This is a genomic window from Desulfomonilaceae bacterium, assembly GCA_041662605.1.
Classification (GTDB): Bacteria; Desulfobacterota; Desulfomonilia; order Desulfomonilales; family Desulfomonilaceae; genus CAJBEZ01.
Genome location: JBAZSD010000015.1, coordinates 66,923 through 92,380, shown reverse-complemented (window position 1 = coordinate 92,380; position 25,458 = coordinate 66,923). Strand labels below are relative to the sequence as shown.

Below are 25,458 nucleotides of genomic sequence, written 5' to 3'. Positions count from 1 at the left end.
AGAAAGTTCAGATAAAACTATAATCGTAACCAGGCTTGAAATGAACAACACCACAGAATGAACAATATGCTTGTGTACAGCTTTAGACATTTCCAGATAAAAGAGTTGTTAATTTCCAATCATTGCGTAACCAAGCGACGGTCTAAGGATTTGGCACAGTTGAAAGCAAGCTTTACGTTCAACCTTCTTTTTCATGCTGCTGCCGCTGTTTGGGAAGTGAATTCGAACAAACTTCATCAGGGGGTCTTCTGTCACCTTTGTTCCCCAAGGTGAATTCGTCAAACGTGAATTGAATGATCATCAGTATATAGAATTTCGGTCCTAGTAGGAAAAAATTCTTAATTACCTTTTATTTCTACGGTGATTTTGCTTACATTTAAAAAAATTTAAAAAAATAACCCTTTTCTGTCTACAGAATGTGAAGAGCAAAAACTTTACAAACGATGACCGAACAAATACATGTCAAAAACCCTATATCCATTTGATTCAAAAAGGAATCGATTTTGCATTTCCAGAGGCCATGAAATTTTATCTCCTGGATGCAACAAATACCATCGAATGTTCCAAGTCCTTACGATTTTCCCAACGCACTCTTTAGTGGGGCATTGTCTCAGCTGATTGTGAATCCTTCGTTTTTTTTCTATCCATTCTAGATCTGGACTATCGTTAGAAAGCCGGGATATGTAAGGTTCGGACAAAAATAAACGCCTCTCACCAACCCCGCAAACAATATTGTGAAACTTGTCTTCGGTCGAATCTAGGGTAACATCTCCCAAATGACCTTTATTTCTAATAAATTTAGAAGCTTCCCACAAACCGGGGTCAATAGTGACATCATGGAGTCCCGAAACCCAAGCCCCTGTGTTGAGAACCCTTTTACCGAAATACAGTGGGATCAACAATAACGACAGGCTTACTATGATCGGAATGAATTTCGACTTCATACCACTAGAGCCAGATTTTTTTGATGGCCGACAAGGACTCGAAAAGAACAGGTTCGCAGATCTCGCAATTACCCAAATTGTAAAGAAATAATAGACAGCATGATATGGCCTGTGATGAAATTCATCGGGTCTACCTAACACATTAGTATTAGCTGGCATAATCAGAATTAAGATCGTCCAAAACAAGAGACATAGGAAGGGAACCATATCTCGGAAATTCAAAAGATCTTTTCTTTTCAGGTAATATATCAAAATCACTCCTCCGAGGAGAACTGGTCCAAGGGTTCCTAACCAGACCATGGTGGTCCCGACTATGACATCATCCAAAATAGTCGAAGTGCTTTGTGTCAGAGAGAAAATAGTTGTATGAAGCCTTGGTCTATTTCCTATACCAGAAGAGAAAATGTTCCTGAAAAATTCAATTGCCCATGGTTTGCCAAGCGAAATGTAGTTAAGATGCCAAGCTAATAATGCTACTAACCCGAAGGCAGCAGAAAGTAATATTATCCCTAATATTTTTGTCGTTGTACTCATGCGAGACAAAGACAAAATTAACCAGAAACATGCTGCCGGAAAAACAACAATAAATATATGGGCTTTAAAAAATACCAGAGTAGAAATTGGAATTAATCCCGCCAGAATTATTCGGGAATTTGCCTTGACTATCCCTTGGGCCAGTGTGCCGAGGCCTACTGCGGCGATTGCTTCTGCGTAATAATTGGCTGCTCCTGTCTGACCAAGGAAATGGTAACTGAAATAACCGAGGCCGCAGCCGCACATGTACGGATCTGGTAACAAAGTAATCGCCAGAGCGCTGACAATCCCTTCCTTTTTCCCCCACATGGAATTGCCAAAAACAAAAGCCCCCAGACCGGAAAGTATTCCTCCAAAAGGGAGCCAAAATGCAGTGGCTATATTGATAGCCGGTAAATCGCTTACGGCTCTCAATAAAGAAGAAAACATATAAGAAGCATAGTGATATAACGGAGCGGGTATCCCAGACATTAAGGCAAATTCTTGATGACGACCGAGCGTTGAACCTTCATACAGCCTTTGAATCATTGAAGCATGAATAAAATAATCGACACATGGCCGGAATATAATCTCTTGCCCACTGACGACGGTCTGAATGATTCCCGTCTGACTCCAAAGAGACATTGCCAAACCAACGACAGCTAGAAGTCCTATATTTGGGGTTGTTACATAAATTTGTTGAAAACTTTTTCTATTGAAAATCAATAAACAAATCATTGCCATTGACAAAGTGGCGCTCAAGATACTCATGTTAGCTAGGGGAGGCAGGTAGAAAACAAGGCACATCGCTAACAGGCTTATTACAAAAAATCCTGTTATGAGAGAGGATTCAATACTCAGAAGACATGGATCATCGATGGAGAAAACCTTGAAATACAGTCGTCCCCAGATCACACATGTCAAGGGCATCAAAAGCAGAAATAACCCGCCCCAAAATCCCGGATTGGAGCCACACACAGTTAGGTCGACAAATAGACTAAATGATAATAACAGGCTGTAGCAAATCGCTAACATAAAACTATTACCTGAGCAATTAGGGAGGGTCACCCATGCCGAAGTTTTTCGCCTTTAACATGTTTGTAAAGAAACAAGAGACGACATTTATGATCTTCAAACAATCTCTTAGACTGTCGCGCTTCGGTAAACAATTTAAACTGATCAGCTAGAAAAAAAATTATCGCTTCGCTTCTTGAGCTAAATCGGTGATTTTCTATCCGCAGATTCTTTTGACAACCGTTGATTTATCCGAGTGAAAAGGTTAAATGCAAGCGCTCCAAGAAAACCTCCTAACAGATCAAAGAATAGGTCATCAACTTCATAACCACGACCAGTTAAATGCTGATCAATCTCGTGAATTATCCCAACGACAAACGACAATCCAGTTGTCCGAACAACGTTCTTTAGGCCCAAACATTTAAACATCTTTTCCAGAAAATTGGAGATTAAGAAACCAAGACCAATAAACATAACAAGGTGCCCTACCTTATCATTTAGCGGAATGCCGCCAAGAAATTTGGAAATGTCATCCGGATGCGGTGGGTCTGGTAGTATCGATATATAAATGATGCCGCAAAAGACTACTATGAGTGGCAGGCTGCAAGACAAAATCTTCATCAATCTTGGGTTAAAGATAATCAATCAACTACCCAGACGACGGCATAGTTTCAAAAAGCCGACAAAATTGGTAAGGAATTGTTTTCAGAAGTCACAAAGTAATTAAAGACACTTAATGGACAAGTCTACTTTCGAGCCTCAATTGGCGTGGCCTTCCGAGTAGTTCCGGATGGTCCGGATTTCCTGTGCAAAGGCCCTTGCAATTACAAAGTTAAGCCATGCTCTATGGTGAGCGCCGCTGTGTTGATTTTCCCACGGAATTCCAGGAACCGCGTGCGTAATTGATCTCGCAGCGGGTTCCCAGTCGGCAAATCGTACACTGTTTTGAGCGGCCCAAGATTTGAGCCAATCATAGGATTCTCCCACCATAAACCAAGACACAACGGGAACCGCCCCCAATTCTCTTGCTGTAGACACTATTTTTTCAATTGCATCCCCCTCCATTTCCGCAACGCTCCGCCCATGACTTTCTTCCGCTTGAGCTTTGTAGGCACCAGTTTTAAAAATCCCCTCCTGAACTAGATACTTAATTCGTTTACCTATTTCTAGTTCCAAAAGAAACCATTTCATGGGATAGTAAAGCCATCCATAATGCGGGTTATGCAGAACCAGATTCTTGTGACGGATCCCCGAGTCAAACATCAAATCATCAGTATAATCGTTTGAACAACCCAAATACAATACTATATTAGGTTTTCTTAGGCATTTTTCGAATCGTTTTAGGGTAATCAACTCCTGCTTCCCTCCATACGGACCAAGGCCTAAATTTACAATTCCGTATCTTTTAGAGTAAATTCCTTTGTCGTCAATGTTAAGAAGCAAATCGAGTTGAAAGGGATATGAACTGTCAGTAGGGACTCCCAAGCCTTGAGTGTATGAATCTCCGAGCGCAAAAACAATAGTTTTATATTTCGACAAATCCTCTTGAAAATTTAAAGCACCTAACTGATTTGTTTTAACTTCTTGCTGGTAATCCGTGAGGTGAAAGAAATGTATTGCTTTGCGGAACCGATATCCTAGATCTTCATCATATTCGAAGGATTCGATTGGCTGCATGAAATGAAAGGGACAAAACAATCTCAACACAGCCTCTAATATTAACAAGCAGCAGGTCAAAGACAAAGTGAATATCACGATATTGGTTGTCCATTTTCTGCGAACATTAGTTAAATAAGCCATCAAGGCGCCCCCCACTAACCACCGTCTGGTACATTCCGGTCATGGTAATGAAATTGACGAATCAAATGATCTGCCAGGGCATTGGCGAAAATGCGTTGCGCCGATTGATTTGGATGAGCGTCCAGAGCGGAAACCCAATACTTCATTAAATTATGGCCTTTAAAAGAGGACAATATATCTACACAATCAATGCTGTTTTTTTTACAAAAAGACAAAATTAAATCGTTTGCAGGTTTGTATGGGTAGTTGTCAAAGTTCAGCATTGCCGGCAGAATGGCCAACGTAAATCCTATTTTTTCGGAATCGCATTCCAATTTCATTTGTTTTAATAAACTAGATATCTTGGCCCACCCTCCGTTTGAAGATATATATTGATTCAAAGTATCTTGAACATAATTAGACGCATACCATGTAGGGTCGAAAAGTCGAATCAGATTTCCCGCCCTCTGTTTCACGAATTGTGTGATTAGAAGATCGTCCAGGAAATAATTTTGCAAACGGTCAATCAATGGCTCGTGGCTGTGTTGCTCTTTTTCAACTGAATTGGGGTCAACCCCTATTGGCTCGCAGTCATTTATGTTATATCCAACTACCACCCAATTGGGTTTCCGCGGTAGTACGAAAGACTTTAGGAGATAAGCCTCTTGTTCAGTGTTGTAGCCGGATACCCCGAGATTCCACACCCGGAACCGCTGGGTCTTACCTGATTGATTCAGGAGATTCTGTAGAATAACCGACATTGTTTCAGATTGGGGGACCCCCTGCCCAAAGACAAAAGAATCTCCTAAAACTGCAATCAAAAACTCACCTGGTTTGGGTTCCCCTGAAAAATTAGTGTCACGAAATCCGTCGGAGTTAGTTTTGATTTCAACTCCTTCACGAACAATCTGGAGGTTTGGTTTCATCTCATAAACTATTGGAGTTGAAGTCAATTCCACCAACCCAGAATGATCCCAACTAGGTATATAATGGCGAAGCGTCAATTCCCCGATCACTGCAAGAACAACGACCAATATTCCGAGAACAAATAAATTTGTCAGAAAAATGTTAAGTATAGATTGTTTTCGATTTTTCATACGTTTCCAAATCTTAGGCCTGTTTTTTTATTGAACCTTTGCGAATGGCAAGATTGATATATGGCGCAATTGTAATACCTGTGAACGTTTTAAAAACCCTGCAAAATTGCCCTGCGACCTGTTTTATCAAACCCAGATTGGATAAGTCCTTGGTCAGGTTCCAAATGTCGATAGGATCTCGTACGCCCAAGCGACTCGGTGGAATGAAGACCGGGACTCCGTCGGTTTCCTGGAGTATTCTTTCTATCTCGTGCGACGTCCCGCCCCTAAACCCTCCACGCAAGAGTCTTTCCCAATCAGCGTCTATCCCGTATTGTTTCTTCATGGCCCAGTGTCCGACATGAAACGCCAGGCTATCAGGCAGAAAATTGACCATGGGGATACGTGTGACATGTGTGCCTATTGGAGAGTATCTGTTTGGTGTCTGGGCGATAAACAATACGCCTCCGACGGGCAACATATTCCATATGGCATGCAGCAGGCTTTTACGCTCTGGTGGAAGCAAATGTTCATAGACTCCGCACAGTATGCAGTAATCGATATGTCCCAGGGCAGCCGGCAATTGGTCATCAGAATTCGATGTCACAAAAGAAACCCGGTCGAGGCCCAACTGTTCCTTTTTGAGATTGCAGACTCTTATGCAATCCGCAAGTCGGTCCAGGCCCAAAATGTGGCTATTTGGGAAAATCCTCGATAAAGCGAACGTGGAAGCGCCGCAACCGCACCCAAAATCCAGAAGGCGCTTTCCTATAAAATCGTCATCCGGCAAGAAACTCAATGTATAATACTTAAGTCCAAGCTCAAGGCCCGAGTGTCCTTCCTCTCTCGTAAGCTCACTTATGAGCCTGTCTGCGCCTCCCATATCAAGGAGGGCTTTAGCCACTTTTTCACCATAGAAACTGTCAAACGTTATTTGCTCTGTGTGCTTTCCGGAGCCCGTTCTTGTGATATGGTACCTGAACCTGGAATTAGATATTGGTTTTATATCAATAGTCGCCTCGGATGTCTTCAGATTGAGCATGGGCACTTCCTTAATTCTCAGCTTTGGAGGCGTCTGTAAAATTAGGCTTAGCCATGTTTTAAGATCTTTGAGGGAAATTTTTCAAGCGCTGGAAAGCCCGGTGAATATTTTTTTCGCAATATCTAAAAATTTTTTTAGATTCTTTTTCAAAAATATACTATTTTTGCGCCGAATTTCAATAATAAGTTAGCCTTTGTAGAAGGCTCAGGTTACAGGATCATTAACTCAAAAACTTCAAAAGAAAAAAGAGTCCTCATTGTCGGACCGGTTCCTCCTCCATTCGGTGGAATTGCCACGGTCATAGACAGCATCATAAACTCGGATCTCTCCAAAGAATATGTTTTTGATATTTTTAATCGTTCCGAAAGTATTTATGATTCCCAAACGAGTCCTTTTCGACGAAAGCTGTTAAAAGCCAAGCGGGTCTGGCAGCTTTTTCGTAAGCTATGGTCGGGACGATACGATTTTCTGCACATTCATGGATCCACATCTGGTTTCTTGGGCGACACCATGGTTATGGTTGTGGCCTTTCTTGCTTCCTCCAGAGTTCTTTTGCATCTGCACGGCACCGATTGGGAAAAATTCTACGGGTCTGTTTCACGTTTCAGGAGAATTTATGTTCGACTAGGGCTGGCGATTCCCAAACGTATCGTAGTTCTTTACGATCTGTGGGCGCAAAACATCCGGAAAATAGATCCAAAAATTAATGTCCGGGTGATCCGGAATTTTGTGCCAGATTGCCCTAAACCTCAACAAGTCTCATTAGACTCGTTGCGAGAAAAACTAGGGATAAGACAGGAAGAATTCTTAATTTCATCAATCGGTAGGGTTGGATGGCGCAAAGGGAGTTTCGATATCGTTCAGGCGGTAAAACAGTTGCTGGTGGACAACTCCAATTTCAAGGTGTTGCTTGTTGGTGGGGAAGAGCTTCAAGGGGAGATGAACAACATCAAAAAGGCAGTAGATGACAACGGGCTTGGCTACACAATTAAATTGATTGGTGAGATCAAAATCAGTGACGTTCCGCTCTACTTAGGGATTTCAGATGTTTTTGTTTTACCCTCCTACTATGAAGGTATGCCTATGTCCATCATAGAAGCGATGAGAGCGGGTAAACCTATAATAAGCACAACGGTGGGCGCAATCCCAGACATGATAGAATCAGGTGTTTCGGGAATATTAGTAAATCCTGGCCAACCCGAAGAAATAGCTTCGGCGGTCACAAAACTGAGGAATGACCCAATTCTGAGGAAAAAGATTTCAAAAGGAGCAAGAAACGCATTTGAGCAAGGATTTGAGACGTCAAAAGTGGTTCTAGACATAAATAATCTTTACAAAGAGATGATTGAGTGAAAATAAGTCGTGTATAAACAATATCATCCATACAAACTAATCCTTATCGTTTCAGATTTCTGGATCACTCTTTTGATGCTTATAATCGCGGAGCATTTAAGGCCAGTGTTGCCCGGTGAGTACGTCCCTCCGCCCCTTATGGTTCCTCACTATTCAATTTATATTTTTGCTCCTTTTTTGCTCCATGTACTGTTTGCGCTTACGGGAGTATATGATTACAAGCGAATTCCAAATCTCCCCGCCCAAATCACCAGACTGACCTTTTCATACACTTTGGCGATCTGGATTTTCGCCGGCATATTGTTTTTCACCTTCAGGGATACATCCAGACTACTGGTAATATATTTTAGCTCCTTGAACTATATGGCTCTCGTAGCGGTTCGTTACCTGGTATGGAAAAGCCTCAAGAAGAAGCATAATAGGGTTGACGCTGCTCCCGTTCTAATCATAGGAGTAGGTGACAGAGCCCTTGAACTGGCAAAAATCATTTTTCAGGAGCTTGGCGCAGTTTTCAAACTGGTAGGATTTGCTGATTTTGAAGCCCCGGGGAATGCGGATTTACCAGCACCGTTTTTGGGGACAGCGAAAGATTTGCCGCAAATAGTTCGTGAAAAAAAAGTTGAAGTTGTAATCATTTCTCAAGAGGGGATCAATACTTCACAGCTTGAATCTCTGGTGCGTGAACTGGTGGGGTTGCCAATCAGGATCTTTCTTGCCCCAGATTTCGTTCAACTAGCATTGGTAGAGGCAGAAGTCGATCAAATAGGTAACATGGTCCTTATAGGAATACGTGAGCCTGTAATCCAGGGTGGGAAAAGGTTTTCAAAAAGAATCATGGATATAGCCCTTTCTGCGGTCTTATTTTTGTTGACCTGGCCGCTCTTAATTGTGATATGGGTCGCCGTCAGGATCGATTCCAGGGGACCTGCCATCTTTGCCGCCCCCAGAATCGGCGAGGGCGGAAAGCTGTTCAAAATGTACAAATTCAGGACCATGTTTACAGGTTCGGAAAAAATGCAGCAGGCTGTTGCTCAAACCGATGAAAACGGCCAAAAAATTTATAAGATCAGAGATGATCCAAGAATCACAAGAGTGGGAAAAATCTTGAGACGAACCTCCCTCGACGAGTTGCCTCAAATGTTCAATGTGCTCAAAGGTGAAATGTCATGGGTAGGCCCCAGACCTGAACAGCCATTTATCACCGAGGGATATGAAACCTGGCAGTGGCAGCGTGTGCTGGTACCGCCGGGAGTTACAGGCTGGTGGCAGATCTCCGGCAGAAGCGATCTTCCGATGCATTTGAACACAAATTATGATGTTTACTATGTTCGAAATTATTCAATACTTCTGGATCTGAAAATATTGTTAAGAACCGTATTTGAGGTCCTTAAAGGTAAAGGAGCTTACTAGGATAGTGTTTGTTTGTGGATAAAATGTATGAGATTGACCATTCATCGTCACTATCAATTCCAATGAGACATTAAAGTGGACCAAACCTTAGCAATAAACAAGAATTTCAAGCTATTCCTAATCATATCGTTTTCTGCTCTCGCTGGGGGATACTTCTATGTCATGGCGCTGGGAACGGGTTTTAGAGCTTTTATCATAATACATGGAGGAATACTTTTTTTTGCCGGCATAGCTCTATTTCTGAGAAACATAAAAGAGTTTCTGATTTTTTCCACGTTGTTCGCAATAGCCTTAGGTTATGGAAGGCACTTCGTTTATGAAAGATTACCGTTTGAATCAGTTCTATACAGCGCCGGAATCCGACTTGACGGTTCAGAGCTTATTCTCATTCTTTGTTATATTCATTGGGCCATAACTTCCAGTGGCTCTCATGACTTAACCAGACGATTAACAATTGGCGGCAAGGTCGGGGCTGTTTTCCTGGCATGGATGACCTATGTTTTTCTGTCCTCTTTCTTGACGGCGACAAGAGAGGATTATAGTCTTTATGAAGCGCTTGTTTATTTCAAAGGCTTCCTTCTCTTTTTTTATCTTGTGAACAACATAAGAGATAATTACTACCTTAAACTCGTTGTATATGCGCTTTTTGCCGCATGTGTCGCGCAATCCTTGTATATGATCCTTCAGTACATTACCAAGACAGCCTACACTATCAATGGTGACTGGATACCATTTATCGGTCCGGAAGGGTTTCGATCCCGAGGATTTTATGGTAGTCCGGACGCTCACGCCACATTCCTGGTGACAATCTTCCCAATGTTTGTACTCGCTCTGTTTCTGTTGAGAGATCTTTTCAGAAAAACCATAATCTTGACCGCCATAGTCATTATTCTGGCAGCTATTATTTGCAGCAAGGTCAGGATCGCTTTCGCTTCAATCGGCATTGGCGTGGCTACAGCAGTCCTGATCAGTTACACAAGGGGTTGGCTTTCCAAAAACCAAATCGCAGGGACTATAATAGGCGGCGCATTGGGGGTGTTGATTATCATTCCTTTTGTTTACGCAAGGTTCGCTTATGGAATTTACGGTGAAGACCGTTGGCCTCTCATTGTCACCGCTTATAACATGTTCAAATCGCATCTGTTGTTTGGTGTTGGCGCCAACAATTACAACTTTGTCGTTATGAAATATATTCCCCCTAGCATGACTACAGCATGGGTCTTCACTGTGCATGATGAATATCTCTTGAGGATCGCTGAGACGGGTTTTGTCGGCTTTTGTTTTTATTATTATCTGATATGGACGGTGACCAAGGAATTTTATCGGGGGATGGCCACCAGGAACAACCTTCTATTTTTGGTGTCATGCGGCCTCTTTTCAGCCTTGATAGCCTCATTGTTCCATCGTTTGGTGTCAATGTATCATTATCAGCAGGTCTATCTCCTGCACTGCACGATTTATGCCCTGGCCTTTATAGTGAATTCCATCCGAAAGGAAGAAGCGTCGGGGTCGGAATGATAAAATGGGTAATTCCTTTCTATTCGGCGCTACCCATATTTGCCCAGCATATGGGGTGCAATATACACGGCGCACACATGAACCAGAGGTTTTATGGCAGGAAATACAGAGAAATTCTTGATCAGGATATTCGACGCTCTTTCCTCTCCTCGAAAACCTTGAGAGAATATCGAGACAAGAAGTTAAGAAAATTTGTAGAACACGCCGTCAGAACCACTCCTTACTACAGAAAGCTGTTCAGTGATTTTGGCCTTTCGGTCAAGGACATTCAAACACTAAAAGATCTCAGCAAGCTCCCCATACTAAAAAAAAGCGACGTGCAGGACTATTTTGAGGATTTACAATCGGACATCCTGCCCAAAGATGAAAAAATCCTTATCAATACGAGCGGAACAACTGGCATGCCGCTCAACATTTACACAACCCAAATTGCATTGATCGAATTATATGCCGTCTGGGGGAGATACTACCACTGGCACGGTATCAATCCTGGTGAACAATGGTGCGCTGTGTTCGGCGCCCGTCCATGGGTTGATGTTTCTCAGAAAGAGCCTCCCTTCTGGAGGTTCAACCACTTTGGCCGACAAATTTTTTTCAGCGCATTCCACATGACTCAGCACAATATCAAGTACTACATATCCGAACTTCGGAAACGACAACCACCCTGGATACAGGGTTTTCCTTCACTCATCGTACTGTTGGCGAATTACCTGATAGAAAACAAAGAAAGTCTCGACTATCCAGTCAAACATGTCACCTTTGGAGCGGAAAATGTCTTTTCATACCAGATTGAGGCGGTAAAAGAGGCTTTTGGCGTCCGTCCGAGACAGCACTATGGTCTGGTTGAGGCTGTGGCGAACATCTCTGAATGTGAACTTGGAAAACTGCACGTAGATGAGGACTTTAGCGCCGTGGAATTTGCTCCGAGAGACGACGGGACATTCTCCCTCGTGGGAACCAATTTCACAAACCCTGCGATGCCTTTGATACGATATGATACCAATGATTTTATAACCCTTGACGAGACCGAGTGTGATTGTGGCCGACCGGGACGGGTAGTAAAGGAGATAGACGGCAGGATAGAGGACTATATCGTCAAGATGGACGGCTCTAAAATAGCGCAAATGGATAGCATATTCAAAGGCTTATCCAGCATCAGAGCCGCCCAGTTCTATCAGGATCGCCCTGGGGCTTTCACTTTAAGAATAGTTAGAGGGAAAACCTATTCCAAATCTGATGAACGAAAACTTCTGGTAAGAATTGCGGTAAGAGTGGGGCCGGAAACAGATGTTAAGCTCGATTACGTTGATGAACTGGAACGATCCTCAGGGGGCAAAGTCAGATTGTTCATCAACAAACTTATGTCTCCTCCATCCGACATGGATGCTTCTCCACAACATTAGGAATTGTTAAAAGCGTATCGCTAAAAAAATCGTAACTATCTAACAAACTAAAAATTATTGACAGTCAATGCTGCTTTTGATAGTAGGCCAAGCGCAGGGGTGTGTTTGAACATGCTGCAAGCGTTTCCGGAATCTTTTGCTGAAAGGCGTAATTGATGAAGGATGTTCAGGGGCTGACATTACGAGATATCCTGAATGTAATTTACAAGAGGATACTCATTTTAAAACTAATGGTAGTCCTTGTCCCAATTGGGGTTTTCATCGGATGCCTGCTAGCCACACCAGTATATCAGGTCGGCGCAAAGGTTATGGTCACGGCAAAGAAAGATGAGTCTTCCCTGCTTGTTGGGGCAAGTCCGGGAGCTTCGCGAATCCTCAACCTGAACATTGATGAAATGGACCTGAACAGTGAAATGGAGATAATGAAGAGTCCGGACTTGTGGGCAAGAACCGTGAAGGCTCTTGGACCGGATTTCTTTAGAGGAGAGTCCCAGGGGTTATTGGGAAGAGTTATTGGGGTGATCTCATCCGGCATATCAGATTTGGTCCCATCGCGAGAAGAATCCAAGAAAGAGGAAAACCCCGAAGCCCAGGAAGCAGCCAAGGACCGGGCGATAGCGTCGGGACTAATGGCCAGGTTTGACGTGACGCCGGTCGCGCGTTCGAAGGTACTGGACCTGAGTTTCAAAGATTCAAACCCAGACAAGGTCCAGAAAATTCTTTCCACATTCCTTACAGTCTATATTCCATATCATTCCCAGGTTTACTCTATGCCTGGAGTCCAGGGCTTTTTTGCCGAACAGCTTGAGGCTTCAAAAGAAAAATATGATCTCACCAGACAAAAACTCACGGAATTTAAGAGTAAATGGAACCTGTCAATTCCTGACCGGCAGGAACAGGATGTGCTTTCAACCCTCAAAATGATACAAGACGCTTTGGTTGACGTTAATTCCAACATAAAACAGTATGATGAGACGTTTTCGATTGCAGGAAAAAGAGATGTAACCACTGGACAACTTGCTCCAAGCGCTGTACGAAGCGGAGAAAGCACCCTTATAAACGTCCTTTCTGTCCAACTGGTCCAGGCTGAACAAAAGCTCTCACAACTTGGTGAAATGTTCGCTGAGGGTAGTCGTGATTACCGTGCAGGGGTAGAACAATACAAGGATGCGAACGATAGATTCAAGTCCGCGTTGAATGCAGAAAAGACCATACTGGAGGTGAAAAAGGCCAGCCTGGAAGCTAGCCGAACCCGTGTCCTACAACAGATGAATCTTTTAGCTCAAAAAAGCGAGGAGTTCAGGGCGTTAAATCTCGATCTCTCTGTAGCGCGCGAACAGTATCTAACATTTATTGGAAAAGAACAGGCGGCTCGTATCGAAGGAGCTGAAAGCCGACAAAAACTCGTTGATATCAAGATACTTGGTGATCCGAGTCGTCCCAAGAATCCTATTTTTCCCAAAACAGGTTTGTATGTCCTTCTTGGGTTCTTATTTTCATTTCCCCTCGGTATAGGAATAATATTTGCAGCCACATTCCTTGATCACTCTTTCGATGATCCTTCCAGCCTGGAGGCGGCTACAGGGTACAAGGTGCTTGCCACATTCGGAAAAGTGAAGAAAGGGGAGCCTCCGGGAGAGGACAAGTGAGTCGCTCCTTAAAAAAGCTGAAAATCCTTTGTTGTGGTTTGCTCTTTGCGTTAGTCTTGGAGGGATTGGTTTTTGCCCAGGATTATATTCCTCGAACAGACACCGGAATAATTCAGGAAATTATTGGTGACAGGATATACGTTCAAGGAAAATTAGGCGCTTACATTTTTGAGATGGTAAACACCTGTTCATGGTGTGAAAGACTGGCCGATGTCGCTGTAGTCTTTGAAAGCTTTAGCCGGGCCTCCATGCATCCGTATCCGAACCCCCTCAACATGGCCTCAGTTCAACTGTTTATCGTGAAGGACGCCCGAGACAATCTGTGACCGTTTGGCAATATCATCTTGCCAGGCTCTCATAAGCGGATATGTAACGATCTATCAATACACGCCAATCTCTATTTTCAGTGACCCATGTTCTGGAACGTTCCCCCAGTTCATTTCGGTAATCCGGATTTTCTATCATTAGCCGACATTTTTCAGCGAGAGCGTCTGTCTGTTCAGGCTGGAAAAGTACTCCGTTGACCCCGTTTGTTACAATTTCCCTGTGACCTCCGATATCGCTTGCTACCAATGGCTTGGCCATCGCCATTATTTCGAGAGGTTTAAGCGGTGTCACCAGGTTTGCCTCCCTGGCGTCTCTCCTGGGCAGGATCAAGAAGTCAAACAACTTGTAATATTCTACTATCAGATCGTTTTTTATTCGCCCTGCGAAAATGACTCTATCGGGGTAGGCTGATTTGGTCGCAAAATCTTTCAATGTAGGCATGAGTTCCCCGTCTCCCACCAGAAATAAGATGAGCGACGGGAACCGGGCTGCAAGGGTCTCAAAGGCTCGCGCCAACAAATCCAAACCTTCATAATAAAAAAAAGTACCAATGTAGCCCATCACCAATTTATCCTGAAACCCGAACCGGTCTACAAGTTCCTGAGACGGCCGCCCCGGGGTGAATTTTCTGGTGTCCACACCATTTGGAGCGATCATGATCTTGCCCGGCTCCACGCCCCTGGAAACGATCTCCGCTTTGAGAGCGTCGGATATTGCAAAGCAAATGTCGGCGCGTTTGAGAGCCTGGGTCTCGAGGAACCGGACACCTCTATATCTTAGAGAAGTTGTCGCCATTCCGTAACGGCTTGTATGTTGGTCTTCCCAGATACCTCGCATCTCGTAAATAGAAGGTATGCCTGTCAGGAGACTCACCATGTCTCCCACCAATCCACAGGTAAACGGCGAGTGGGCATGGATAACATCAGGCTTGTATTTGCGGGCTATCCGCCGTGCCATTTTAAGAAGATTGGCGTTTTGGAGGACTCTTATGGTTGCTCTGCCATATTTTCCATCTTTCACTTCAAGGGTAGGCTCGAGCAATTTTCCGCAACTCCGAAAGTACCTTACCCCGTCAATGAATTCGCTCGATTCGGAATCCAACTTGCCTAGAGGCGCCTGGGAGGGAGATGTAACCACGAGAGTCTCCACTCCTTTGGCTGTCAAATTGGCTACGATTTCTTTGCTCCTGATAGCATATCCATGGGTTCCCGGCACTGATCTGTGAAGTATGTGGAGAGCCTTCATTATAAACTCCTGATTTTCACATGGTTCTTAGTAAATGTAGATCCTCGGCTTGGTCTAAGGAAATCCCTGGTCGCTGAATTATCGTCACGAGTTCGCGTGTGTTCGAAATATTGATGGAAAACTTGAGACAATAAGACGGCGCCACAAGGCCATAGCTCTCTGAATACCATCCCTGCATCGGATCCTTAGATCCCCTTACAACCTGGCATGAAGTTCCTTCAATTTGAGGCAAAATCACTTCACAAAGGTCGTTTTCGTCTGACACGAGAAACTTGTTCCTGCCTATACAATCGATGCGCACCTCAGGATGTAAATGAAAATAGCTCTCGACCAGGGCGTCGCCATGAACCGACACCCTGTCACAAATTATGAAGCCCTTTTCAAGGGAATGCAGAATTATCCTTTTGTGAATGTAAGAATTCGTAACGAGCAACCCTGAAAAAACTCTAAAATTGGTCATTTCGATTGCGTCACTCCAATCGACGCGATAATCCGACGCCCACTTAAAGGTATCAAGAACTTCAGCCTGACCGGTTCTGTTTATTACTAGCGTGTTGTGGCTGGAAGTTTGCCTGAAAAAAGAACGCACATCGAATTGCGCGTTGTAGCGCATGGTTCCGGAATCAACTATTATTGGTTTGTTCTCAATGTTCAACCAGACTGACAAGGCGTCGGCATGTCCATGACCAAATCCTGGATACATGCCAAGTGGCCCTGAATCAAAAACCATCTGGAAATAAGAATCGCGGGAAAAATGATAGCCGCCAACCGGAAAACCCCAATAATTTGATCTTCGGGCTTTTGTCGCCACAGATCGTCCGGATTGCGCAGTCCTGAAAGAATTAAACTTCTCCAAGCCCTCGAGGCCGGTGTTCAAGAACGCCTCAGCAGGATATTTTTCTATTCCCTCTGCGAGACTGGGGGTGTTGAGCAAAGTGGAGCCAGCGGCCAATAACCATGAAAAATCCCAATAATTTTCCAGCCCCCAACCAATGGCGGAACCGGAGTCGGAGTCGCCGATCATTGGAGTTGTTTTTCCACGGTCGGACAGGGCCATAATAAACTCAAGAGAAGATTTCAACCTGCCTGTGACTACATCAGAAAAACATTGGGATGCGGTGCCTGACGCAAAAACGATGGGAAGCAAGAATTCAAGAGCAAATTTCAGATAACTCGTTGATTGTTCTGCGTAAACTCCATCGGACAAAATCAGATCAGGAAGGATTTTTTCGATAGTCTTTAAACCAAAAGCCTTCCATAAAATCGATTCTTCGTAACCTGGGTAAATTAAAGCGAACAACACCAACGCGGAAGCCTCACCCAGTTGGTGATTTCCCAGAGTGTAATGAAGAGTGATTTCTTCTCGCAGATGCGTAGCATGAAGACGATTCCATGCCGTAAGTGTCGATATGAATGTCGAATCCCACATGGGGCTATTCATGAACATTATATGGCAACGGGAGATCGAAAGCAGTCTCAATCCTACTTCAAGATTGCTGCTCCATTCGACTCCCCATGGATATCTCAGTTGGTTGAACCACCAGTCCAAAATCTCTCGAGCGACCGATGCGAACCTGTTGTCTTCTGTCAATCTCCACGCGGCGCCAAGCCATAGCAGGAACTGCAATCTTTGGAGTTCCCAAAGCCACTTCACATCAAAATCAGGCCTGGCTTTACTCTGAAAAAAATTGATGTCCCAATGATTCGTTGAATCCCAACCTTTGACAACTTCTAACGCTTCAGCGTCCTGCGGCTCAAGCGCAGGAACTGAAACCGGAACCTCTTTCCAGCCGAAGAGTTCTATCCTTCCATCTATGGTGTCTTCGGCCAAACTCAATAAATGATCTGTCTCACTGGAATACGATCTTTGAAATGTTTTCCAGAAATCAGGATCATTCAGAAATCCTTTGGGCAAGGTTCCGATCAGCCCCAGGTTACTTTGCCCAACTTCAGGGTTTGCGACATGAGTTGATGAGCCGTAATGATCGCACCAGGCATGGATAGAGGAAGATGTTATGGGGCCGGAATGGCTGTTGACAAAGTCCAGGATCTTTCTACGCCACGACCGAATCTCCAGCCGTCTGGTAAAATCATCAGGCGTCAGGCTCCTCAAGCGCCTGTAGCGGTATTTCCAAACATTCAGGTTCATCAATGGCCATCAACATGGACAATTAACTTAGAGGAACGCTAACCCTTGCGAATCAGTTTTTCAACCAATTTCCGGTAAATAGGATACTGGTCTCTCCACAACATCCTGGAGCCTTTTGCCTTGGCGTTCGAAGCAAAAGAGCGCCTTTTCTCGGGGGATTTGTAAAGCTCGACGACCATCCGGGAAAAGTCTGTTACATCGCCTGACTCCACAAAGGCTATGGAATCCGAACCGTAAAGTTGCTCAAGGACAGATATTCTTGCCGCCACAATTGGCAGTTCCATGTTTACCATCTCAGGAATCTTGAGCGAGAGAGCATTATCCATGTGGCAGTCTTTAAGAGCGGGATATAGCCCGATATCCGCATTCGCCATTATAAACGGCATTTTCTCCAGCGGTACTGGGTCATTGACTTCGAAAATATCTGCAACCCCTAGATCTTGAGCCAATTGCACGCAATCCGAGAGAGCTTTGCCTTCTCCCTTTATTTTTGTAAAGACCTGGAGCTTCAAGCCCGGGATTCTTTCACGAAGAGTGGGAAGAGCCCGGACAACTGTCTGGAGCCCGTATCTGAAAGCTACTGTCCCTACATAGAGGAGAACAAACTGTCCGTCCTCATCTCCCCTAATACGAAGAGCCTCCCTTGATCTAAACATACGCTCATCCGGGAAATTGGTAATGACAGTAATTTTCTTTTCAGGTGTTCCTCGTTCAATGAGTTTGTTTTTGAAAGGTTCGGTCGCGGTAATAACATGCGCGCTGAATCCGACGCAGACCTTTTCCAGAAAAGACTGGACTTTGATAATTGGGTGGTTTGGCCCTATACCGAGTTTTGACTGAGCTAGTTCCGGAGTTGCGTCATGAATGTTCAGTATGATTGGAGTTCCTTTAATCTTTTGAATTGTAGCGCAAAACACCAGAATGTCAGGCATGTTATGAACGTGAATTAGACTGTAACCATTGTGAAAATCCAGCTTGTTCACGTACCAGAACATTAAGAGGATCGACAAGCCCCAATCAATCAAGTGTCTGATTTTCTCCTGACGCTTTCTTGTCATGGGAATAGGAAAAACCCCAATTCGATCATCACTGGACTGGGGCGCTCCTTCTTCAGAAGCCAGGCATATTATATCTACCAGGAACCCGTCATTCACGAGATATTCGGCGTAACGGCGTACGCGAATATCCCGTGAATATACACTGTTAGTGAGCATGAGAATGCGCGGCTTAGTCTCGTTCATCGTCTCTCGACAAAAGAAAGGATTACAGAAATCTGTACAACCATTTCGGAATGTAGAAGACTCGTTTGTTCAGAATCAAGCCCGCAATATGGGCTTCTACCGCCTTGAGACGATTGATGGTGACGTCCAGAACTTCCGCCTTGGTTGTGGTGGCTTCTACAACTATTACTACTGAATCCACAAAACCAGCCACAATATCGCTATCGACAAAAGGAACGACCGGCGGCGTGTCCACAATGACAAACCTGTAACGAGTTCGCAACTCATCAAAAATTTTCCCTATATGTTCCAGGTAGAATTCAGGTCCAGTGGCTGCTCCAGCAATCGGTGAGGCTCCGGCTGAAAGCACGGAAATCCCGCAATCTTCAATCCTGGTAACCGCGTCCAATGATCCATGACCGGCTTCCAAAAGATTTGTTAAAGGAATCTTAGGGAGAACACCCAACGTGTCATGAAATGCTGGCTTTCGAAGATTGGCTTCCACCACAACGGTCGAATCATGCCCAAATAAGCGGCCCATGGAACTTGCCAGCGCAAGCGCAACCGTGGTAACGCCCTCCCCAAAACGTGACGAAGTTATCTGAACAACCCAGGACTCCTTGACGGCTTCGGTCTGAAACAATGCCCATTGGAGTCTATGCATCTGGTCGGCGTGGGAGGAAGCGAACGACTTTATCATTTGGAAGCCTCAATGTAGAATTAGTTAAATAATCTTAGCTTACAACATGATATAATGTCAACATCATTCATCACATTAATAAACTAATTTAACATGTTGACATATATGCTTCTTTTTGCTAACATCCGAGTCATAGACGTATGCGCATGGCTTTATCAGAATTTGTCATGTTTTCAGCGCAATAACCGATAAGCTCTAAGGAATCGGAAATGATAACGAGAAAAAAGACTCTGGAGATGGCCACTCCCAGGCGAACGGGCGACGAAGAGTCAGCCAGAACTAAAGAGTTTTGCCCTGAGGTTCTGGATCGGGTTGAGGCTTTAAGTCCCTTAGATGATATGGAATTTGGTGAGCTGGAAGCTGAGGTTAAGCTGCCGGAAATTGAAGAGCCTCAGAAAGAGCCTGTTCCGGAAAAGCGCGCTGTACAGGAGAAAAAACTTGAAATACCGAAGAAAATTTATGAACTCCCCAAGAAATACTATATGTACGCCGCTATCGCCCTCGTATGCCTCCTTCTTACCATGTATCTCCTTATCGTTCAGTCATACACCGTTGAGACAAGACTCGTTTTCATAATTGGTAACCGAAACGCTCTAAATAAGGACAACTGGTCTCCTCTCCGTGAAATGTCCGTGCTTCAGAATCCTGCAACATCCTCTCTACTTACCAAACGATATTACAACGGGATTGATCCTCTCAGCTTATTCAACAAAACGGCCCAAAATACTCCAGAGTCTTTCTTTCAGGATATGACCGCAGTCAATCCGTCACTATTGAAAAAGGATTATTTCAAGAATCCCGTTGATTTTGAATCGTGGCTGTCCAAGTCGATATCTTTCGAGCCCGAGTTTTACACCGGCCAGAACCGGGTAGTGATAAAGCTCACGGGAACCAATCCGGAACTTTTAAAGGGACTATTGATGGACTATGTCGGTTCTTATGTCGATCTTAGAAGAACCATTGAAGCCAAATCTAAAGAAACCGCCGGTATTTCAGCCCCAAAAGAGCCGGCGGCTGATAAAACCGCCACGCAGCAATCCATCGACAGTTTGAACGAAAAAATCAAGAGACTCGAATCATTGGAACGCGAGTATGAAATGGTCTTAAAGGTTATAGAAGCAGGTGGGGGTTCTGGGGCAGCCTCGGTAGATCCCCAAAGCCCAGTCTTCACAACGCTTGCCAGATTCCAGGACAAAATCATCCAGCTCGAGATCGAACGCGGCTCGCTTGAGGCGCGTTTCACCCCCCAGAGCCACGAAATCAAATCGATAGATTTTCAGATCGAAGGTGTAAGGGGACTTATGCGTCAACATCTAACAGAGCAGATGAGCTACCTGAAAAAAGATAAGGACACGTTTGTCGCCCAGAAGGCAGAGCTTGAACAAAATTCTCAGGCAAAAACCGAAGTCGCTGAAGAGTCCAGGGATATGAGCAAATCATCCGGCATGCTTGCCAGTGGAGCAAAATGGTATTTCCTGAACGACGGCCTCTCGGTAATCAATGAAAACCCTTTTATTACCAGTAAACCATTGCTCGGAAAACTCGGGGACATAAAAGACGCGTTAGCGGCAAGTCTGTTCTCTTCCGGCAACGGTAGTCGTAACAGACCCACCGGTCAGTACGTCGGTTCAATGAATAACCAGTATGGGCCTCCCCCTGGACAGCAGTATTACGAGCCTTCTCACTATCGTGGAGGGCCGAATATGGAACAGGGTCCAAGGCAACCTATGGACTTTTACCACAATGACGCGAGTTCATTTGTGAGACGTTGATATGGAGATCCTGAGACCATCCAGGGTTTAGCGATTATTGAAAATTAACCTGTTCTCAACCGATTGGTATCAAGAGAGGATCGCCATGGGTTCTCAGAATAGACGAAAAAAGACGGTATCCGACAGAAGTAGCAGCGGCAAATTGTGTCATCGAGTCTGGATAGCTTTCCTCATTGTCTCGACCATTGTCTTGGGACAAGGACTAGCTGGCGCTGACGCTCTGGAATATCTCTCGCCCTGGTCTATAGGCACTGAATTCATGTATAGCTTTATCGACGGACAAATGGGGTTTGACCAGACCCCGACAGGGTTTGGGACGCTCAACGATCTGCGGAGTGACCTCGGGTTGCCACAGGACAATCAAACATTCCGAGTGTATGCCACCATGAGGCCACTTGAGCACCACATGCTTAGAGTCTTTGGTAGCGTGCCGGAACTGTATCAGGCGGAGATCAGGCCACAGAAAGAGTTGAGAATCACAGAGCTTCCGGGGGCTACAGGAACAACCACAACGAATACAACTAACAACAGGGTCATAGTCTTTCCCGTAGGGAGCATCGTAAAATCCCAAATGAGAACAGCCCAATTTGGTTTCGGGTATGATCTGGATTTTGTTAAAGGCCCTGGGCACGCGGCCGGACTGCAAGGTGAGCTTCGTTACATCGACTTGCGTGTCAGTCTTGCTGATCCCGATGCGCTTGCCTTTCCACCTCCCGGTGGTGGTGACACCGGTACTAATATTGGTTATCAGAGCAACATTATCAGCCTGGATGAGTTGGTACCGTGTCTCGGCGCTCACGCACAGGCTGTGCTTCCATTCGGGTTCAGCCACATGTTCCCGGAACTCACATTAGGCGGGTACACCCGGATGAGTTTCGGTTTATATCCCGGGTACGTCAATTATGTGGATATCCAGGCTGGCTTGCAGTTGAATTCCGGCTCCAAGTGTGGAAGTAGGCGGTTTCTGGTCGCCAAATTCGGACTGGAGCATGAAAGCATCCTTCATGACGGAGCTGCTAGGGCAGGGCGCGTCATGGAATTGAAACGTGAAGGATTAACATGTGCGCTTGAGGCGGTATTTTAATTAGGGTCGACTTCTTTCCGCTGTGCGCAGTTTTGCCGCAGGGTCAAGGGTATGGTGGTGTCAAAATGAAAACGATCGTAAACGTCAATAAAATTGAGTCGATTAAGCGCAAACTGTGTCTGATTGCTATGACCCTGTGTCTAGTACCAGTTATCCTGGGCGGTTGCGTGACGACAAAAGATCGTGCGGTAGGGCAGATAGATCACCCGGCGAAAGCGATTGCGTCGGCAATAACGAATCATTTTCCAACTTCCCTTTATCATCTTTCCGAAGGGGATTCGCTGGAAATCATGTACCTTACCAGGCCGAAAGAGACTACAGCCCCATACAAGCTTCAGGTCAAGGACGCGATAGACGTGGAATTTACGTACCACCCGGAGATGAACCGCACGGTTCGTGTGCGTCCTGACGGTAGAATCAGTATCCCTCGAAAAAAGGATGTATCGGTGGCGGGGATGACCCCCGATCAAATTAGCGCGATGCTGAAACAGGTATATTCAGATCTGTTGAAGGATCCTGAGATTACGATCACCGTTCGAGAATTCGGAGCGAAACTGGATGAACTCCAAAAAGCTCTTGCAACTGCCCCATACGGACAGGCCCGATTGGTAACAATTCGACCGGACGGTCGAATCTCCGTGCCCATGATTGCCGATGTCCAGGCAGCCGGACGGACAGTGCCACAATTGACAGAGACGTTGAACACATCCTATCAGCATTTGATCTCAGACATGAACATTTCCGTATTGTTAAGGGACGTGGTCGGAAACCTGGTGTTTGTTGACGGACAAGTCACGAAGCCTGGAGTTTTCACCATGAAGGGCCCGACCACTGTTCAGCAGGCGATCGCGATGGCGAATGGAACAGCACCGACGGCCGAGCCCCGCTCTGTGCTCGTGCTGAACAAAAACGCAAATGGACAGATTGTTCCAAAAACTGTCGATCTCACCAGGATTACAGGCGGCACCGATTATCTTCTGCGTAAAGATGATCTGGTCTATGTGCCTAGAAGCCTGATTTCAAGAGCTGATATTTGGGTGGACCAGAATATAAAACAATTGCTGCTATTTAACGGTTGGTCGCTGGGAATGGGAACAAACGTAGGTAGATCGAGTTCCAGATAGCATTTAACTATCTTCTCGGAAAAAAGGGTCGAATTATTCGGCCCTTTTTCATTCCAGAGAAGATGATGGCCGTTGCAACCGGTACCCCCACTGATCAACTATTCGCCAGGCGTCTAAAGATCCTTTCATAATCATCTTGAATGTCCTCAGACCATCCCCCGCTGTAATAGTCGTGCGATTAAGTCTGAATTGGTCGCATCCGATATGATTTAATCCATGTATGGCCGTAACCGCATATGGGTATCCACATTTATGTGTCGCTCGGACAATCCCATCTGAAAAATCCCTGAGAGTTCCATACGGATATGAAATGCCGTCAGGCGCAGTTCCAAGTTCCTGTTCAAGGCGATCGTATGATTCCTTGAGTTCTAGTTCAACATCATGACCGTTGAGCGTTCCCAGGCTCCTATGGGTAACCGTGTGCGAACCAATGTTGAATCCTGATTTCTTCAATTCTTTGACTTCATGCCATTCCAGATAGCCACTGAGCGAATGTCCGGCTTTCTTGTCCAGTATTCCGGTTATGACAAAGAAACAGGCAGGCGTCTTGAACCTAGTCAAAATGTCCCCAACCACACCGGCCGCCTCGGAGTAACCGTCATCAAAAGTGACACATACCGAGCCATCCTCCAACTTTGACCGACCCTGCAATCCAAGCGCCATTTCTTGCAAACTGACTACGGGATAATGGTCCGTCAGGAAAGCGACATGATCTCTAAAATGGGAAGTTTTCAGACTGTAAGAATCAAGAGGGTTTTGGGTAATTCGGTGGTAGGTAAGTATTCTAAAGCCGTTTTTAAAATATGAGGAATTCCTATAAATGAAACCTGCGCCGCTGACTTCGGAGCCCCATTCCACGCCCCACTTCAGAGTTCTTTTCAATAGCCATCTAGGGGTCACAATTTATCTCTTCGATCTAGCGATTGAATCCCATTCTAGGTGATAAATTCCAAACCAAGCCGATTCAAATAATTCCATGCTATCTTCGCGTCAGCCTCGAAACCATCCTCAGTCAAGTCGATGTGATCGATACCCTCTTTAGTGCTTTGAGGGACCTTTTGGTGTTTACGGATAGACTCCAAAATTTTTGACGCGTTTTCATTATTGACTTGTTCAGGCTTTAATAGGAACTCCAACTTTACTAAATCGCCTTCTGAAAATATGAGAACGTCGAACAAATCAAAGAATTCAACTCCGGCTCCACCGTCGCTTATGTCCAGGAGATCGGCAAGACAGTCTCCTTCCTTTATTTTTATTCGAAGCGAGTTAGGAACCCTGACTTTAATCCTTGGGTATTTTCTTGCGTCTCCGGATTTCGGCATTGTTCAACTCCCGCCTGGAAGGCTGACAACTGATGAAACCTTGATTTAGAGTCCGAACTCTTATAATATTTTCTAACTTATCGAAAGAAGCGCGTCAAGGCCAACTTTCTAGTGCTAAGTAGGCCTCATTCCTAAGGGGTTTGTTGAAAGATTATGACGCCGGATAATTGAATTGTCTGACTACCAAATAGTCGGGTTTTTCTCTCAAAAAATTGCGCTAATCCTTTACTGGTTGACATTTTGAGTGTATAAAGTTAAATTAATATACATGAGGCCGTCTTCATTTGTATCATGACTCCCCCCCCTTGATACTTTCCCGGAGACGGTCTTCTTTTTTGGGCCAAGGAATTGGAATAGTGTTGGTCACTTGTGACAATAATGATGTCCATGGAGTTCCCGGGATTTCGTCTACTTCAGGCAAAGAACCAAACACCTTCAGCCCCGGGGAACAGATAACACTCCTTAATTACGGCACAATTAAGCTAGCCACATATTTCTCCCATGTGGCGGTTATTTCGATTGACATTCTAAATTAGTTGAACTATTAGCGGGAACAATTAATTGGATCCCAACTAAATGGTTGATCAGGAGATATGGATATGCGAATTATTAGCGCGTCCGGCCAGGAAACCAGGCTCAAACCCTATCAACGGTTGAAGGATGATCCCAAATTTGACCTAATTCGCAAACTCATAAACAGTTTTCCTCCCGAGAAGCTAATTAATCTTAAAAAGTACATCAAGGACCTGGAGAAATCTTAATAAACTTTCCGAAACGCAAACTGGATTTATTTTCCCGCACATTCTTCATTATA

At 44.8% G+C, this 25,458-nt stretch carries 21 protein-coding genes; 10 read left to right on the top strand and 11 right to left on the bottom strand.

Annotated elements, in window-relative coordinates; translation table 11 throughout:
• Positions 1–434 precede the first annotated feature (434 nt).
• The 5 genes from WC647_12775 to WC647_12755 all read right to left on the bottom strand — a co-directional run bounded on the left by WC647_12775 (position 435) and on the right by WC647_12755 (position 6,368).
• A complete protein-coding gene (locus WC647_12775; GenBank protein MFA6223180.1) occupies positions 435–2,492 on the bottom strand; it encodes a hypothetical protein in 2,058 nt (685 codons plus the stop codon).
• A 180-nt stretch (positions 2,493–2,672) separates the two neighbouring features.
• Positions 2,673–3,083 carry a VanZ family protein gene (locus WC647_12770; GenBank protein MFA6223179.1) on the bottom strand — a complete coding sequence of 137 codons (411 nt, stop codon included), beginning with the start codon at positions 3,081–3,083 and terminating at the stop codon, positions 2,673–2,675.
• 147 nt (positions 3,084–3,230) lie between these two features.
• Positions 3,231–4,271, bottom strand: coding sequence for an SGNH/GDSL hydrolase family protein (locus tag WC647_12765; GenBank protein MFA6223178.1), 1,041 nt, complete (start codon positions 4,269–4,271; stop codon positions 3,231–3,233).
• 14 nt (positions 4,272–4,285) lie between these two features.
• Positions 4,286–5,347 (bottom strand): SGNH/GDSL hydrolase family protein, encoded by a 1,062-nt coding sequence (locus WC647_12760; GenBank protein ID MFA6223177.1) that lies wholly within the window; start codon positions 5,345–5,347, stop codon positions 4,286–4,288.
• Between the two features lie 13 nt (positions 5,348–5,360).
• Positions 5,361–6,368, bottom strand: coding sequence for a class I SAM-dependent methyltransferase (locus WC647_12755; GenBank protein MFA6223176.1), 1,008 nt, complete (start codon positions 6,366–6,368; stop codon positions 5,361–5,363).
• A 138-nt stretch (positions 6,369–6,506) separates the two neighbouring features.
• Between WC647_12755 and WC647_12750 the strand changes: the two genes are divergently transcribed.
• The 6 genes from WC647_12750 (at position 6,507) to WC647_12725 (ending at position 14,027) form a co-directional block, all read left to right on the top strand.
• Positions 6,507–7,721 (top strand): glycosyltransferase family 4 protein, encoded by a 1,215-nt coding sequence (locus WC647_12750; protein MFA6223175.1) that lies wholly within the window; start codon positions 6,507–6,509, stop codon positions 7,719–7,721.
• A 9-nt stretch (positions 7,722–7,730) separates the two neighbouring features.
• Positions 7,731–9,131, top strand: coding sequence for a sugar transferase (locus WC647_12745; protein ID MFA6223174.1), 1,401 nt, complete (start codon positions 7,731–7,733; stop codon positions 9,129–9,131).
• A 75-nt stretch (positions 9,132–9,206) separates the two neighbouring features.
• Complete coding sequence (locus WC647_12740) at positions 9,207–10,649, top strand: O-antigen ligase family protein (protein ID MFA6223173.1); 1,443 nt, start codon at positions 9,207–9,209, stop codon at positions 10,647–10,649.
• The gene (locus tag WC647_12735) at positions 10,646–12,052 is read left to right on the top strand and encodes an AMP-binding protein (protein MFA6223172.1); all 1,407 of its coding nucleotides are present in this window, start codon (positions 10,646–10,648) and stop codon (positions 12,050–12,052) included. Before WC647_12740 ends, WC647_12735 begins: the two co-directional genes overlap by 4 nt.
• A gap of 155 nt (positions 12,053–12,207) precedes the next feature.
• Positions 12,208–13,701 carry a Wzz/FepE/Etk N-terminal domain-containing protein gene (locus tag WC647_12730; GenBank protein ID MFA6223171.1) on the top strand — a complete coding sequence of 498 codons (1,494 nt, stop codon included), beginning with the start codon at positions 12,208–12,210 and terminating at the stop codon, positions 13,699–13,701.
• Complete coding sequence (locus WC647_12725) at positions 13,698–14,027, top strand: hypothetical protein (GenBank protein ID MFA6223170.1); 330 nt, start codon at positions 13,698–13,700, stop codon at positions 14,025–14,027. Before WC647_12730 ends, WC647_12725 begins: the two co-directional genes overlap by 4 nt.
• 13 nt (positions 14,028–14,040) lie before the next feature.
• On the opposite strand, the gene WC647_12720 is transcribed toward WC647_12725, so the two are convergent.
• Genes WC647_12720 through WC647_12705 form a run of 4 tightly spaced genes read right to left on the bottom strand, consistent with a single transcriptional unit; the run spans position 14,041 to position 19,342 of the window.
• The gene (locus WC647_12720; protein MFA6223169.1) at positions 14,041–15,273 is read right to left on the bottom strand and encodes a glycosyltransferase; all 1,233 of its coding nucleotides are present in this window, start codon (positions 15,271–15,273) and stop codon (positions 14,041–14,043) included.
• Positions 15,274–15,289: 16 nt separating this feature from the next.
• Positions 15,290–17,422, bottom strand: coding sequence for an alginate lyase family protein (locus WC647_12715; protein MFA6223168.1), 2,133 nt, complete (start codon positions 17,420–17,422; stop codon positions 15,290–15,292).
• Positions 17,423–17,460: 38 nt separating this feature from the next.
• Positions 17,461–18,663 carry a glycosyltransferase gene (locus tag WC647_12710; protein MFA6223167.1) on the bottom strand — a complete coding sequence of 401 codons (1,203 nt, stop codon included), beginning with the start codon at positions 18,661–18,663 and terminating at the stop codon, positions 17,461–17,463.
• Positions 18,664–18,685: 22 nt separating this feature from the next.
• Positions 18,686–19,342 carry a CpsD/CapB family tyrosine-protein kinase gene (locus WC647_12705; GenBank protein ID MFA6223166.1) on the bottom strand — a complete coding sequence of 219 codons (657 nt, stop codon included), beginning with the start codon at positions 19,340–19,342 and terminating at the stop codon, positions 18,686–18,688.
• Between the two features lie 209 nt (positions 19,343–19,551).
• On the opposite strand from WC647_12705, the gene WC647_12700 reads away from it, so the two are divergent.
• The 3 genes from WC647_12700 (at position 19,552) to WC647_12690 (ending at position 23,322) form a co-directional block, all read left to right on the top strand.
• Positions 19,552–21,114, top strand: a complete 1,563-nt coding sequence (locus WC647_12700) for a hypothetical protein (protein ID MFA6223165.1) — start codon at positions 19,552–19,554, stop codon at positions 21,112–21,114.
• Between the two features lie 85 nt (positions 21,115–21,199).
• Positions 21,200–22,198 (top strand): hypothetical protein, encoded by a 999-nt coding sequence (locus WC647_12695; GenBank protein MFA6223164.1) that lies wholly within the window; start codon positions 21,200–21,202, stop codon positions 22,196–22,198.
• A gap of 65 nt (positions 22,199–22,263) precedes the next feature.
• A complete protein-coding gene (locus tag WC647_12690; protein MFA6223163.1) occupies positions 22,264–23,322 on the top strand; it encodes a polysaccharide biosynthesis/export family protein in 1,059 nt (352 codons plus the stop codon).
• 48 nt (positions 23,323–23,370) lie between these two features.
• Here the strand turns inward: WC647_12690 and WC647_12685 are convergent, their stop codons facing one another.
• Positions 23,371–24,222 carry a polysaccharide deacetylase family protein gene (locus WC647_12685; GenBank protein ID MFA6223162.1) on the bottom strand — a complete coding sequence of 284 codons (852 nt, stop codon included), beginning with the start codon at positions 24,220–24,222 and terminating at the stop codon, positions 23,371–23,373.
• Between the two features lie 35 nt (positions 24,223–24,257).
• Positions 24,258–24,644 carry a PilZ domain-containing protein gene (locus WC647_12680; protein MFA6223161.1) on the bottom strand — a complete coding sequence of 129 codons (387 nt, stop codon included), beginning with the start codon at positions 24,642–24,644 and terminating at the stop codon, positions 24,258–24,260.
• A gap of 599 nt (positions 24,645–25,243) precedes the next feature.
• On the opposite strand from WC647_12680, the gene WC647_12675 reads away from it, so the two are divergent.
• Positions 25,244–25,405 (top strand): hypothetical protein, encoded by a 162-nt coding sequence (locus WC647_12675; protein ID MFA6223160.1) that lies wholly within the window; start codon positions 25,244–25,246, stop codon positions 25,403–25,405.
• Positions 25,406–25,458: the final 53 nt, after the last annotated feature.